The sequence below is a fragment of the Streptacidiphilus sp. MAP5-3 genome (assembly GCF_041262505.1).
In the GTDB taxonomy this organism is placed as follows: domain Bacteria; phylum Actinomycetota; class Actinomycetes; order Streptomycetales; family Streptomycetaceae; genus Streptacidiphilus.
Window position 1 is genome coordinate 457,533 of sequence record NZ_JBGCCL010000002.1, and the last position, 14,040, is coordinate 471,572.

The window sequence follows — 14,040 nt, forward strand, 5'->3', positions numbered from 1 at the left end:
CATTTGACGATTGACGACAAGAACAGGGAGGCGCTGTGTCGCGTTCCGAACCACTACCCCGCACCGTCCGCTTGCTGTTACTCGCCCGGGTCGTCAACCAACTCGGGGCCTTCTCACTGCCCTTTCTCACCGCGCTGATCAGCACCAACCACGGCGCGAGCCTGACCACCGCCGGGCTGGTCAGCGCCTCCTTCGGGCTCGCGACGATCCCCTCACGGCTGGCCGGGGGACACTTGGCCGACCGAATCGGCCGGCGCACGACCATCGTCCTCGGGCTCTGCGGATGCGCCGCCGCACAGCTGGCGATCGCGGCCTCCGCGTCGCTCACCTGGGCGGTCGCCGGGGCGGTGCTGCTCGGGCTGGCGTTCGAGCTCTACGAGCCCCCGAGCCAGGCGATCATCGGCGAGTCCGTGCCGGAGCAGCACCGGGTGCGCGCGTTCAGCCTGTTCAGCGCCGCGCTCGCGGCGGGCGGCATGGGTTCCGGGCTGCTCGCCGCCCTCCTCGGCCGCTGGGACCTGCGCTGGCTCTTCGTCACCGACGCCGTCACGTGCCTGGCCTGCGCGCTGCTGATCCACCTGGCCCTGCCCCGCGACCGCCCGGCACCGCTCGCAGCGGACCAGGACGACACCGCCGTACGACCGCTGCGCGACCGAGCCCTGCTGGGCGTCTTGGCCACTGGCACCGCCTACGCCCTGATCAACCAACAGACCGTGATCACCCTGCCGCTCGTACTCGCGCGGCAGGGCCTGCCCGCCGCCGAGGCCGGCCTGTTGTTCACCGCCGCCGCGGCCACCACCGTGCTCGCCCAGCCGCTGATCCGCCTGCCCTGGGTGACCCGGCTCACCACCCCTGTCGCACTCGCCCTCGCCCATCTCCTCCTGGCTGCAGGGCTGACCGGCTACGCCCTCACCCGCACCCTGCCGGCGCTGCTCGCCTCGGCCGCCGTGAAGAGCCTCGGCGATCTGCTGGTCATGGGCCGCATCTACGCGCTCGTCACGGACCTCGCACCTCTCGGCGCAAGCGGCCGCTACCTGGCCGTCTTCGGTACCAGCTGGGGAATTGCCGCGACGCTCGCCCCCCTCCTCGGCACCCAACTACTCGCCCACGCTGGGACGATCGCACTGTGGTCGGCAATGGCCGTGTTCTGCCTTCTGCTTGCCGCACTGCATCTTCGTGTGACACCGGAGTCGCCCCGGTCACCGCAACGTCGCGTATCAAGGGAGCGCAGGTCGACCAGGCCAGTGGCTGCACCTCGCCTGCGACGCTGACCAACAGCGCTGTTCAGTTCCACCGAGACTCCCGTTCGACCGACACCCCTCAAGATCGGAACGACAAGAGCGACTCAAGTCCCCTGGGCTACTCCGCGAGTCCGGCTCGGAGGAGCGGCCGTGCGCGGACTCGGAGAGCCTGTGGGGCAACCTCAGTCGAAGTGGACGAGGGTAGGCCAGAGTTGGGCCCAGGTGCCGCGCGGCTGGCGGCAGACGTAGATCGCGGCGTGGTGGTCCGTCTCCTCGTCGTGCACGCCGTGCATCTGGATCGGGGCGACTTCGGTGACCTCGGCCCACGATCGGTGCAGCTGGGCGGGGCCGAACTCGCCCACGCACAGCGCGACGTCCGGGCGCCCGGGTGGCGGACCCCAGAGCGCGTAGGTGTTCTGCGCGCTGAACACCGGCTGCCGGAGGCCCTGCGCGGGGCCGAGGATCGTCAGTGCGCCCGCCTCGCCGTAGTTGCTGGTGAAGATCGGGGTCCCGGGTGGCAGCGTGGCGGCAGCCTTCCGCACCTGTTCGACGAACCCCGGCCACCCGTACGTCTCGATCACCGTGGGGTTCAGTGCCCGCACGGCGTCGGCCGCGCTCACCGGCAGCACCGGTAGCCCCATCAGCAGCGCGGCCAGTGCGGACACCCCGATCCGCCTCGCCCAGCTGTGCCGCCCCGTGGCCCGATCCCGGACCCACCCCGTCGACTCCACCCGCACCGCCCCCGCCGCGAACAGCGCGGCCAGTACCGGGGCCGGGTAGTACGCCTTCCCTCCACTCGCGGTGAACACCACTACCGCCACCACCGCGACCGCCAGCACCCACCGGTGCGCGCGGCCGGCCGGGGACGCCAGCCAGCGGACACCGAGCACCCACAGCGTGATCAGCGGCGGACCGGCCAGCAGCACCCCGATCACCGGGAGATGCTCCAGTGAGCCGAGCGGGCCGCCCTGTCCGGCGGCAAGCACCCGGGCCATCCGCAGGTTCGGCCAGCCGTGCGCGGCGTCCCAGACCACGTTCGGCGCGGCCAGTGCGAGCGTCATGACCCCGGCGAGCCACGGTCCGGCGGTGCGCAGCGCCTCGCGGCGCAGCAGCGCCAGACCGACCACGATGCCGAGCAGCAACACGGCCAGCGTGTCCTTGTTCTCCAGGCCGACACCTGCGGTGACTCCGGCGGCCAGCCATGACCCCGTGGTGCGCAGCCGCAGGGCTCGGGCGACCAGGACCAGCAGGGCCACCCACACCAGCTGGTCCACCACGGTCGTGCCGAACAGCAGCGACGCGGCCACGAACGCCGGACAGGCCGCGATCGCAGCCGCGGTGATGGTCTGGGCGCGGCGCCTGCCGCCGAACTCGGCCGCCAGCATGGGTGCGAGCAGCACGCATCCGACCTGCGCGGCCACCGCCAGGACCCGCAGCGGCAGCACGCCGCCGGGCAGTGCGGCGGCGAGCCGGGCGAGCAGCGGGGCCAGCGGCGGCTGGTCGGCGTAGCCCCAGGCTGGGTGGCGGCCGCAGATCACGTAGTAGAACTCGTCACGGTGCCAGCCGTACCGGGTGGCGACCGCCAGGTGCACCACCGCCACGGCGGTGGCGATCAGCACCACCGGGCGCCACGCCATTCGCTCGCGGCCGGGTGCCAAGGGGGCGGCGGGTAAGACGGATTCACCGATGTCCGTCATGGCTTTCCTCCGTGGTTGGGAAGGCGGCGACCAGAAGGTGGTGCACGGTGCGGCGGCAGTCGTCGTCGGTCAGCGTCTGTGAGTCCGGGTCGCCGTGGCGGTGCATGGCGAACCAGGCGACGGTCTCGACGATGAATCGGGCGGCGACCGGCACATCGGGTACTGGGCGCAGCAGGCCGGCCTCAATCCGGGCGGCCAGGTACGTGCCGACGTGTTCGACCATCGCGCGCCGCCGCTGCACGAAGTACCACTGGGCCAGCTCGGGCAGGTGCTCGGCGCAGCTCTCGACCAGTTGCAGCGCGATCCGGTTCTGCTCGACGAACGCGTACAGCTCATCGACCACGGAGCCCAACTCCGCGGCGGCCGACAGCCCGGACGGCCCGGCCGAAGCCCTGGCCAACAGCGGCAGTGCGGCCTGGTCGCCCGCCCAGGACTCGACCAGCTCGATGACCTCTTCGGCGGTCGGGGTCGAGACGGGCACGTCCAGCCCGGCCACCGCGTTCGGCCGCAGCACCCGCAGCAGTGCCAGGTGGAGCAGGGCCTGCTTGCTCTTCACGTAGGTGTAGAGCGCGCCGTGGCTGAGCCCGAGCGCGGCCGCGACATCGGAGATGCCCGCAGGCCGGAAACCCCGTGCCAGGAACACTCGCACCGCCGCGTCGGCGATCTCCTCCAACGGCCGTATCGGCATCCGTCCTCGCATGGACCGACCATAGACTGACTCAGTCAGTCATTCAATGCGCACGGGAACACCCTGGGGCCCGCTGTCACCCGTTGGGCGGCCGGTTGATCCAGGTCGGGCTCCCCGGCGGCCTACGATGAAACGAGGAGTCACAGGAGTCGACGCCATGCACTTCCCGTTGCACAGACACCCGGTCGTGCGGATCACCGACGCCCGCCCGAGCGTGACCGACGACATCCGCCATCGGCAGCGTCGGTATGCCCTGACCATGGGAATCCGTACGCTCTGCGTCATCCTCGCCGTCGTCCTGTGGCAGGAGAGCCGGATCGCCGCGATCATCGCCCTCGTCTGCGGCGGCGTGCTGCCCTACATCGCGGTGGTGTACGCCAACGCCGGACGCGAGACGACGGTCGACCCGCCCGAGGCCTACATTCCGCCGCAGGCGGGGCCGCCGCCCCAGCCGGGGTCCGAGCCGAAGCCGGAGCAGGCCGGGCCGGACCCGGACGATCCCTCCGACGCGCCGGGTGACGGGTTCTAGGGCCGTTCTATGCCGTTCTAGGCCGCCTTGTCGGCGTAGTGGACCGCGCCCTGCCAGTCGACGAGGACGACCGGCTCGTCACCGATCACCCAGGCGTCGTGCCCGGACGGCAGCATGGTCACGTCTCCCGCCTTCGCGTCGAACTCGGTCCCGTCGGCCATGTGGATGCGCAGGGTCCCGGAGAGGTGGTACTGGAAGTGCGGCGCCTCGCACCATTCGGTGCCCGCCAACGGTTTGACGTCCCGGGACCAGCGCCAACCGGGCTCGAGGGAGAAGCGGCCGACCACGCCGCCGCCCGCGTGGAGGAGCTCCGCGCGCCCGTTCGGGAAGGTGCGGATCTCGTCGGGGACCGTGAAGTCGAGGTGCTCGGTCGCCATGGCCGTCGTCGCTTCGCGGGACTCCGCCCCGCCGAGGCTCTCCTCGTCCCAGGCCTGCACGCTGGTCTGCGCGGTGATGCGCCCGTCCCGCAGGTCGAGCATGGACGTGCACGTGACCCGGGTGCCGTCCGGGTAGCGGCACTGCTCCAGGTACGCCGCATGGCTGCCGTCGGCGGAGACGACGACCTGTTCGAGGCGGTGCTCCATGTCCCGGCCGCACACGTCGTCGAGGAACTCGCCGATCGCGGTGGTCCCGGTCATCTCGTGGGGGTGGCTCGGCTGGTCGCGCTGGTCGACGACGGTCATGTGCGCGTTCTCCGCGTACAGGCCGCGCAGGGCGGAGACGTCACGCCCCTCGATGCCCCGGCGTAGGGCGTCGGTGTCGAACATCGGTGTGCTCTCCATCGTGCTCATCGGTTGCCCACCTTTTGTGATTGTTCGTCCGTGTATGTCGTTGTGGCCCTTCCACTGCATACCACCCTGGGGCGACCGTCAAGGCTTGGTCCCGCCACGCCCGGCCGCGACCTGCGGTTTCGCCTTGACAGGTGGGGTGGGCGAGCGTACAGAGAAGAGATGCACCCGGGTGGGCGGAACCGGCCGCACCGCACGGCCGGAACGGGGCGCCCGCCGACCGGCACGGGTGACCGCGTGCCGGACGCCGACCATCGCTGCGACGATCTTCAGGTCGACGCGCTGGAGCGCACGCTCACCGCCACCGGCGCCTACGGCGCCATGATCTATCTGCGCTCCCACGACCGGCGCTCCCTGCTGCTCAGCACGGCCGCCGGGGTCCCGGTGGCCGCACTGGAGCCGTTTCGGCGGGTCTCGGTGCAGGGGTCCCTGCCTGCACCGGTGGCCTACCGGTCCAGGCGGAGGGTGCACCTGGCCGGAGCCGAGGACACCATGCGGCGGTTCCCACAACTGCTGGCGGGCCTGCCCTATGCGTTCGCGTCCGCGTACGCGCCGGTGACCTGCGGGGAGGAGACCTACGGTGTGCTGTGCGCGCTGTGGCCCGCCATGCCGGAGGGAGTACCCGCGGCGGTCCTGCGGAAGCTGCGTCAGAGCGCGCAGCGGCTCGGCGCGGATCTCGGGAAGCTGGTCGCGCAGGGCGGGACGGTGGAGGGCCGGGCCACCGTCCTGGAACTCCCGTGGCCGCCCGGTCCCGTCGTCCGCTTGGGCCTCTTCGATCTGGATCTGGAGACCCGGTCGATCACGCTCGACGACGAGCTCCGCGCGATCCTCGGTCTCGACCCGTCGGCCGGTCCCCGGACAGCTGCCGGGCGTTCTGTCGCAGGGCTGAGGCCAGGGCGGGAGGCTCGGGAACTCGTCGACGCGATCGACCCGGGCGACCTGCCCAAGATGCGGACCGCGTTGCGCCATGCCGAGCGCACCGGCCGCTTCCGGCCGCTGCGCCTGCGGATCAGGGACGAGACCAAGCGGACACGCCCGGTCCAGGTCTGGGCCGAGGTCCGTGACGCCGGCGGTTCCGCAGGGCGGCATCTGACGGGTGCGGTGCTGGACATCGGGACCGCCGCGGCGGCCGCGCAGGCGGTGGAGCGGCTGCGCAGGGGCGTCTTCTCCCTCGACCCGGACGGGCGGGTCGACTACGTGAATCTGGGAGCCGAGCTCCTCTTCGGGGTCCGTCGTGAGGAGCTCCTCGGCGAACGGCTGTGGGAGGCGCTTCCGTGGCTGGCCGATCCCGCCCATGAGGACCGCCACCGGGCTGCGGCGATCTCCCGGCTGCCGACGGGCTTCCTCGCTCGTCGCCCGCCGGACCGGTGGTTGGCCTTCAGCCTGTACCCGGACGCGCACGGCATGACCGGGACGGTCGTGCCGGGAACCCACCCCGCCGGGGACGATCTCCGCGACTCCGGGAGCACTGCCGCCGCCGGGGCGGGCGGGGAGGAGGCCCGACCGGGACCGGGCGCGGGCGCGACGGCCATCTACCACCTGCTCCGGCTGGCCAGCGCTCTCGCGGAGGCGGTGTCGGTGCGCGAGGTCTGCGAGGTCGTGGCCGAGCAGATCCTGCCCGCGTTCGGCGGGCAGGAGCTCGCGATCTACGTGGCGGAGGAGGGCCGACTGCACCTCGCGCTGCAGGTCGGCTACCCCAAGGGCTTCCTGGACCCGTTCGAGGGCACGCCGATGCGGGCCCGGCTGCCCGGCGCGGAGACGCTGACGAGCGGCGCTCCGATCTTCTTCGCCTCCGTCGACGAACTGTCCAGCGCCTATCCCGGCATTCCCCTGGACGAGATGTGCGCCTGGGCCTTCCTCCCGCTGATCGCCTCGGGGCGTCCGGTCGGCAGCTGCATCCTGGGGTTCGACGAGCCGCATCCGTTCACGTCGGAGGAGCGCGGGGTACTGACCGCCCTGGGCGGTCTGATCGCCCAGGCCCTGGAGCGGGCCCGGTTGTACGACGCCGAGTACGCGCTGGCCCGGGGACTGCAGCGGGCACTGCTCCCGCATGCGCTGCCCCAGCTGGAGGGCGTCGCCGTCGCCGCCAGGTATCTGCCCGGCACCCGTGGCATGGAGATCGGCGGGGACTGGTACGACGTGATCGTCACCCCGGGTGGGGTCTGCCTGGTGGTCGGCGACGTCGAGGGGCACAGCGTGGCGTCGGCCGGGCTGATGGGGCAACTGAGAAGCGCGGTCCGGGCGTTCGTGGCAAGCGGCCACTCGCCGGGCGAGGTGCTGGAGCATCTCAACCGACTGCTGATGGACCTCGGCTCGGGGTTGCTGGCAAGTTGCTGCCTGATCGAGCTGGCCCCCGCCTCGGGGAAGGCCTCCGGCGTGCGCGCGGGCCACCTGCCGCCGCTGCTGCGGCACCCGGACGGCAGCACGCACGTCCTCGAACTGGGCGGCGGAGTGCTGCTCGGCGTCGACCCCTGCGCCGCCTACCCCGCCGAGGAGCTGACCCTGCCCCCCGGGTCGGTACTCGCGTTGTACACCGACGGGTTGGTCGAGCGACCGGGAGTGCCGATCGACCAGGGCATCGACCGGCTGCGCACCTCGCTCGAACGCGCGGACGCCGCCTCCCTGGAGGAGGTCGCGGACCAACTCCTCGCGGACACGCTGCCCCCGTCCCACCGAGCGGACGACGTGGCCCTGCTGCTCGCCGCGCTCCACGGGTGAACGCCTGCTTTTCAGGTGCGGCGCGCCCGGTGCCTCAGGCGGTCAGGGTGGATGCCGGAGATGCCGTCGGGCGGGAGGGGTCCGACCAGCGGGCGGGGTCGGCGAGGATGCGGCGGACGGTGGTGAGTGCCGCGCCGAGGAGCGGGCCGCGCCGGCCGAGGTCGGAGGCCTGCAGTGCGTCAGGGGTCCAGGGTCGTACCCGGACGCGGGCGGTGAGTTCGGCGCCGATCGCGGGGAGCAGCCACTGCGCCAACTCCGCGTAGGCACCGCCGAGGACCAGGGCCGAGGGGTCGACCAGTTGCACGGCCGAGGTGAGCGCGATGCCGAGCGCGCTCCCTGCATCGGCCAGCGCGGTCAGCGTGGTCGGGTCACCCGCTGCGGCCCGTTCGGCGAGGGGCGCGACCGGGTCGCGGTGACCTCCGCGCAGCCCGGCGGCGCGCAGGACGGCACGCGCGCCCGCGTACTGCTCCAGGCAGCCGCGCGCGCCGCAGGCGCAGCGGGGACCGTCGGCGTGGACCGGGACATGCCCGAGCTCGCCCGCGAAGCCGCCCGCTCCGCGGAAGAGGCGTCCGTCGAGGACCAGCGCCGCGCCGATGCCGGTCTCGGCGGAGACGTGGAGCAGAGTCCCGGTGCGGCCTGCGGCCCACAGTTCGGCCAGTGCGCCGAGGTTGGCTTCGTTCTCCAACTCGGGTGCGGGCAAGGTCAGTTCGGCGGGCCAGTGGGCGGCGGGGGAGACCTGGTGCCAGCCGAGGTTGGGGGCGTGTTCAACGGTTCCCGGCGTGTGGCCGAGGATGCCGGGGACGGCCAGGACCGCTCCGGCGGGGTGCAGGCCGGCGGCTTCGGCCTCGGCGGTGGTCCGGGCGGCCAGCGCCGCCAGCTCGGCCAGGACCTGCTCGGGTGGGCGCTTCCGGTTGGCGGCCGGTATCCGGTGCCAGATCCGGGTCGCACCGCGCAGGTCGACCACGCAGGCACCGAGGTGGGCGGGGCCGACCTCCAGCCCGAGGCCGGCGGGTCCCCGGTCGTTGAGCGTGAGCGCCCGGCCGGGGCGGCCGACCCGGCCGGTCGGTGCGCTGTCCTGTTCGACCAGCAGCTCGGTGGCGGCCAGGTCGTCGACCAGGCTGGAGACGGCCGTGCGGGTCAGGCCGGTGCGGGTCGCGACCGCGGCGCGGGAGAGGGGGCCGTGCTCGGCCACGGTGGACAACACCAGCGTGAGGTTCTGGCGTCGCATCCCCTGCTGGGACGCCGGGCCTACGGGCCCGCTCGGCGGCGCGTCGCGCACGGTCACTTCCTCCCTGTCCCTGTCCGGATCCCTGTCCCGGTCCTGGTTCGGCCTGGTCACCGCGGTTGTTGCAGGGCCCGGGCTCGGTGCAGCGTATCGGTGATGCGGTCCAGGGCAACGTCGTCCCTGGGCAGCGGGTCGAGGAGCGGGCCGTCGGCGGTGTGCCAGCGGCGGGCGACCGCGTCGGCGCTCTCGCCGGTCAGCAGTGCGGCGGCCTGCGCGGCGGCGCCGAGGGCCACCAGCTCCTTGGTGCGCGGTACTTGGACCGGGCGCCCGGACAGCCGCTGGACCGTGTGCTGCCATGCACGGCCCTGCGCGCCCCCGCCGATCAGCAGCAGCGGCCGGTCGCTGGAGTCGCGCTCGCCGCCCGCGCGCAGCACCTCGCCGAGTGCGGTGAGCAGCGCGTGCGCGGCACCGTCGTAGGCGGCCTGGAGCAGCTGACCGGGTGTGGTGTCGTGCCGCAGGCCGTGGAGGAGGCCGCTGGCCAGCGGCAGGTTGGGGGTGCGCTCGCCGTCGAGGTAGGGGAGGACGACGGCGGTCCCGCCCGGTTCGACGTCGTCGCGGTCGCGGCCGAGCAGCGCGGCGATCCGGTCCACGGCGAGCGTGCAGTTGAGGGTGCAGGCCAGTGGCAGCCAGCAGCCGAGCGCGTCCGCGAATCCGCAGACGGTGCCGCTCGGGTCCTGCGGCCGACCGGCCGTGGCCGCGTAGACGGTGCCGGAGGTGCCGAGGCTCAGCACGGGCCGGGCCGGTTGCCCGGCTGTGGCGGACAGACCGAGACCGAGTGCGGCGGCCATGTTGTCGCCGGTACCGGTGGCCACCGGCGTCCCGGGGCGCAGCGGTCCGCCCGCGCGGGTCAGGCCTGCTCGCGCGCCGGGAGAGAGGACGGCGGGCAGCTTCGCCGGGTCCAGGCCGATCAGGTCGAGGATCGCGCTGTCGTAAGAGCCGGAGGAGCCCGAGGTGTCGCTGTCGTCGGGGGTCCACCAGCCGGTACCTGACGCGTCGCCTCGGTCGGTGACCGCCTCGCCCGTCAGGCGCTCGGTGAGGTAGTCGTGCGGCAGTCGGACCGCTGCGGTCTGCTCGGCGGCACGGGGTTCGGTCGCGCGCAGCCAGGCCCACTTGGCTGCGGTGAACGCGGCGGTCGGCACACTGCCGGTGTGCTTCGCCCAGGCGTGCGCGCCGAGCGCGTCGGCCAGTGCCTCGGCCTGTGGTGCGGACCGGACGTCGTTCCACAGCATCGCGGGCCGCACAGGCGCGCCCGACGCGTCGAGGGTGACCAGCCCGTGCTGCTGGGCGGCGACCGACACGGCCTGCGCCCGATCGGCCAGGCCGGTGGCGGCGACGGCCTCGGTGAGCGCCCGCCACCACTGCTCCGGGTCGCTCTCGCGGCCGTCCCCGCCGCGCCCGCCGCTGACCTGGTGCGTGGCGCGCCCCTCGCCGACCACGGCGCCCGTGTCGACGTCGACGGCCAATGCCTTGGTCGCCTGGGTCGAGCTGTCCACACCGATGACCACCCGTGTGGTCCCCGCCCTGCTGTGGCTCATCGCGCACGCCTCCCTGCTCTGCCTGATTTCGCGCTCCTGCGCCGTCGGGCTTCCCTCGGCGGCTCTCGCATACTAATTTGTCCAGTGCCATTACGAATAGATCCGGAGACCGCCGATGACCCGTGACAGCCTCGCCCCCGCACCCGAGCACAAGTTCACCTTCGGTCTGTGGACCGTCGGTTGGCAGGGCCGTGATCCCTTCGGCGACGCGACCCGCCCCGCCCTCGACCCGGTCGAGTCGGTGCAGCGCCTGGCCGCGCTCGGCGCGTACGGGGTCACCTTCCACGACGACGACCTGATCCCCTTCGGGGCGGCCGAGGCCGAGCGCGAGGCGACGGTCAAGCGGTTCCGGGCAGCCCTCGACGCCGCCGGGATGCGGGTGCCGATGGCGACGACCAACCTGTTCACCCACCCGGTCTTCAAGGACGGCGCGTTCACCGCCAACGACCGTGACGTGCGCCGCTACGCGCTGCGCAAGACGATCCGCAACATCGACCTCGCGGTCGAGCTCGGCGCCGAGGTCTACGTCGCCTGGGGTGGACGCGAGGGCGCGGAGTCGGGCGCGGCCAAGGACGTCCGGGTCGCGCTGGACCGGCTCAAGGAGGCCTTCGACCTGCTCGGCGAGTACGTCGAGTCGCAGGGCTACGACCTGTGTTTCGCGATCGAGCCGAAGCCCAACGAGCCGCGCGGCGACATCCTGCTCCCGACGGTCGGTCACGCGCTGGCGTTCATCAACGAGTTGGAGCGCCCCGAGCGGGTGGGCCTCAACCCCGAGGTCGGGCACGAGCAGATGGCCGGGCTGAACTTTCCGCATGGCATTGCACAGGCGCTGTGGCACGGCAAGCTGTTCCACATCGACCTCAACGGCCAGTCAGGGATCAAGTTCGACCAGGACCTGCGCTTCGGCGCGGGCGACCTGCGGCAGGCGTTCTGGCTGGTCGACCTGCTGGAGTCGGCCGGGTACCAGGGACCGCGCCACTTCGACTTCAAGCCGTCGCGCACGGAGGACTTCGCAGGAGTGTGGGCGTCGGCCGCGGCCTGCATGCGCACCTACCTGCTGCTGGCCGAGCGCGCCCGCGCCTTCCGCGCCGACCCCGAGGTCGTCGCGGCGCTGGCCGAGTCACGGCTGCCCGAACTCGCCCTTCCCACGGCCGGGGACGGCCTCTCCGGCCTGCTCGCCGACCGGCTCGCCTTCGAGGACTTCGACGTCGAGTCCGCCGCACGCCGGGGCATGGCCTTCGAGGCGCTCGACCAGCTCGCCCTGGAGCACCTCCTCGGCGCGCGGTGAACCTCCCTCGGCGCGCTATTTCTTGACCTCGGTGAGGGAGCGGAGCGCGAGGGCACGTTGGCTCAGCGCGGTGAAGTCCGGCGGGGTGTCCGTCCGGCTCGACTGGCCAGTGAACAGCACCATCGCGACGGTGCTGTTGTCGGCCCAGGCGCAGACCGGCATCCAGACGCCGTTCGCATGGCCCACGGCGCACTGGAGGACGCCGCCGAGGGAGCCGCTCGGCTCGGTCGTCTTGTCGCTCACCGTGCCGATCCCGCTCCAGACGGCCGCCTCCTCGGTGTCCGGCGCGTACACCTTGCCGTAGCCGCCGACCAGGGCGACCTGCGGGAGCTTGTCGCCGACGTGGGTGACGTAGGCGGCGGCGACAGGCGTGGCTCCCGCCTGTTGGAGCGGGCCGCCCGCGGTGCTGAGCGCCGTCAGCATCCCGTTGGTCGGGTCCGAGGTCAGGCCCTGGAAGCTGCTCGGCGGGGCGAGTCGGTAGGTGCCCAGCTTCGCCAGCATCGGGCCGAAGTACGCGTAGGCGCCGCCCGCCGCAGCGACCAGCAGCACGAGAACGCCGAGGCAGCAGCCGAAGCGGCGGCGTCGCCGGGGCTCGGGCGCGGGTCCGGGAGCGTCGACCGGCGTCTCGGAGCGCAGTGGCGGCAGGGCACTTGACGCCTGGTACTCCTCGTCGAGGCGCCCGAGCTCGGCGTAGGGATCCGGCGCCGGACGCTGCCGCGGGGGCCGTTGTGGCTGTGTCTGCGGCTGCGGGGGCTGTGGGGGCTGCGCGTACGGGTCCGGGTACGGGTAGGGCGCGGGGTGCTGGTAGGCGTCCGCGGGGACGTCGCCGTACCCGGACCCGTAGCCGTATTCGTACCCGTATGCGTCGGCAGCGGGCTGCGCCGGAGCCTCCCACGGCTGCCCGTAGGGGGCCTGCGGTTGTCCGTACGGATGCTGCGGTTGCCCGTAAGGATCCTCGGACTGCCCGAACGGAGGCGGGTAGGTCGACATGGGTGCCCATGAGAGCGCCGTGTTCGACCACGTGTCAACGGTTGTCAGAGCCCTGCCAGCGCCCGGTTCTTACAGTGCCGGGCCCTGGGCCGGACGCTTTGGAGTGCCATATTCCGATTGGGGTGAATTGGCGTGCCTTCGAAGGCGCAGGATTCTTACCGGGGCGGTGCGGGTCAGTAGCCTGCGCAGTCGCCAGTAGTGCTGCTGCGTCCGCTGGACGAGGGTCAGGGCGGTGATGCGGTCGCACGACGTCAGCCGGTACTTGAGCCGTAGGGGCGGACTGAGCGTGGCCAGGTGCTCGGGGTCGACCTCCTGGAGCAGTCGGCTGACGTGCTGTTGGTAGGCCGCGCGGTAGGCGCGGTCGCCGCGGCAGACCCAGGCGAAGAACATGGGGAGCTCCTCGCGGAGCGTGTTGTCGTCGTAGAGGCGCAGCTGGGCCGCGCGGTCGGCGGGATCCACGTGGTCGCGGGCAAGCAGCCAGGCGCGGACCAGCTCGACGGAGCGGACGCGGTCGATCAGGCCCTGGGGGTCGGTGCGCTTCTGGGTGATCGACAGCTGGCCTTCCTGGCGGATCCGCCAGTGGTAGACGGGCTCGTGGAGGACGTCGACGCCGGCGGCCAGGAAGTGGAGCGGGATGCTGACGGGCGCGTCCTCGTAGAGCATGCCTTCCGGGTAGAGCAGGCCGGCGTCCTCGAAGAAGCGGCGGCGGTAGACCTTGTTCCACGCGGTACGGTCCCTGACCAGCGTGGGCAGGCGGGTGACGTGCGTGGCGGGCAGGTCCCGGCGGAACGGTTCCTGGTGGACCCGGGAGGGCACGTAGCCGTCGGCGGTCAGCCGCAGCACGTTGCCGGTGGCGAAGTCCGACCCGGTCCGGTCGAGCGACGCGACCATCCGGCGGTAGGCGTCGGGCGGCAGGGTGTCGTCGCTGTCCATGAAGGCGAGGTACTCGGCCCGGTCGCTGACGTTGCGCCATCCGGTGTTCCTGGCCGCGCCCAGCCCCCGGTTCTCCTGGCGCACCAGCCGGAAGCGGGGGTCCGCCTCCGCGTACGCCTGCGCGATCGCGGCGGACCGGTCGGTGGACCCGTCGTCGACCATGACGCACTCGAAGGCGTCCAGGGACTGGCCGGCGATCGAGTCCAGGCATTCCTGGAGGTAGTCCTCGACGTTGTAGATCGGGACGACGACGGAAAGTCGTGGCGTCATCGCTGGAGCCATGAGGGTCTCCTGCCTCGCACATCGTGTTCGTGAGGTCACGCTAAGCGGTGGGCAGGCCTCCCGCGAACG

11 protein-coding genes are annotated in these 14,040 nt (G+C 72.6%); 4 read left to right on the forward strand and 7 right to left on the reverse strand.

What is annotated here, in order from left to right:
* Window positions 1-35: 35 nt before the first annotated feature.
* Window positions 36-1,268: an MFS transporter gene (locus ABH928_RS05815; RefSeq protein ID WP_370062714.1), complete on the forward strand. Its 1,233-nt coding sequence runs from the start codon at window positions 36-38 to the stop codon at window positions 1,266-1,268.
* A 152-nt stretch (window positions 1,269-1,420) separates the two neighbouring features.
* Here the strand turns inward: ABH928_RS05815 and ABH928_RS05820 are convergent, their stop codons facing one another.
* Both ABH928_RS05820 and ABH928_RS05825 read right to left on the reverse strand, forming a co-directional pair.
* Window positions 1,421-2,875 (reverse strand): glycosyltransferase family 39 protein, encoded by a 1,455-nt coding sequence (locus tag ABH928_RS05820; RefSeq protein WP_370062716.1) that lies wholly within the window; start codon window positions 2,873-2,875, stop codon window positions 1,421-1,423.
* 43 nt (window positions 2,876-2,918) lie between these two features.
* Window positions 2,919-3,635, reverse strand: a complete 717-nt coding sequence (locus tag ABH928_RS05825; RefSeq protein WP_370062718.1) for a TetR/AcrR family transcriptional regulator — start codon at window positions 3,633-3,635, stop codon at window positions 2,919-2,921.
* A 145-nt stretch (window positions 3,636-3,780) separates the two neighbouring features.
* Between ABH928_RS05825 and ABH928_RS05830 the strand changes: the two genes are divergently transcribed.
* On the forward strand, window positions 3,781-4,152 hold the full coding sequence (locus ABH928_RS05830; RefSeq protein ID WP_370062720.1) for a DUF3099 domain-containing protein: 372 nt from the start codon (window positions 3,781-3,783) through the stop codon (window positions 4,150-4,152).
* 17 nt (window positions 4,153-4,169) lie between these two features.
* Here the strand turns inward: ABH928_RS05830 and ABH928_RS05835 are convergent, their stop codons facing one another.
* Complete coding sequence (locus ABH928_RS05835) at window positions 4,170-4,943, reverse strand: nuclear transport factor 2 family protein (RefSeq protein ID WP_370062722.1); 774 nt, start codon at window positions 4,941-4,943, stop codon at window positions 4,170-4,172.
* A gap of 234 nt (window positions 4,944-5,177) precedes the next feature.
* Here ABH928_RS05835 and ABH928_RS05840 point away from each other — a divergent pair, with 234 nt between their 5' ends.
* The gene (locus tag ABH928_RS05840; RefSeq protein ID WP_370062724.1) at window positions 5,178-7,658 is read left to right on the forward strand and encodes a SpoIIE family protein phosphatase; all 2,481 of its coding nucleotides are present in this window, start codon (window positions 5,178-5,180) and stop codon (window positions 7,656-7,658) included.
* Between the two features lie 34 nt (window positions 7,659-7,692).
* On the opposite strand, the gene ABH928_RS05845 is transcribed toward ABH928_RS05840, so the two are convergent.
* Window positions 7,693-8,886, reverse strand: a complete 1,194-nt coding sequence (locus ABH928_RS05845; RefSeq protein ID WP_370062993.1) for an ROK family protein — start codon at window positions 8,884-8,886, stop codon at window positions 7,693-7,695.
* Between the two features lie 107 nt (window positions 8,887-8,993).
* A complete protein-coding gene (xylB, locus tag ABH928_RS05850) occupies window positions 8,994-10,478 on the reverse strand; it encodes a xylulokinase (RefSeq protein ID WP_370062726.1) in 1,485 nt (494 codons plus the stop codon).
* Window positions 10,479-10,593: 115 nt separating this feature from the next.
* On the opposite strand from xylB, the gene xylA reads away from it, so the two are divergent.
* Window positions 10,594-11,766, forward strand: a complete 1,173-nt coding sequence (gene xylA / locus ABH928_RS05855; RefSeq protein WP_370062728.1) for a xylose isomerase — start codon at window positions 10,594-10,596, stop codon at window positions 11,764-11,766.
* A gap of 15 nt (window positions 11,767-11,781) precedes the next feature.
* Here xylA and ABH928_RS05860 read toward each other — a convergent pair whose 3' ends face one another.
* Together ABH928_RS05860 and ABH928_RS05865 are read right to left on the reverse strand one after the other, a co-directional pair.
* Window positions 11,782-12,756 (reverse strand): hypothetical protein, encoded by a 975-nt coding sequence (locus ABH928_RS05860; RefSeq protein ID WP_370062730.1) that lies wholly within the window; start codon window positions 12,754-12,756, stop codon window positions 11,782-11,784.
* Window positions 12,757-12,825: 69 nt separating this feature from the next.
* Window positions 12,826-13,971 (reverse strand): glycosyltransferase family 2 protein, encoded by a 1,146-nt coding sequence (locus ABH928_RS05865; RefSeq protein ID WP_370062732.1) that lies wholly within the window; start codon window positions 13,969-13,971, stop codon window positions 12,826-12,828.
* Between the last annotated feature and the right edge of the window lie 69 nt (window positions 13,972-14,040).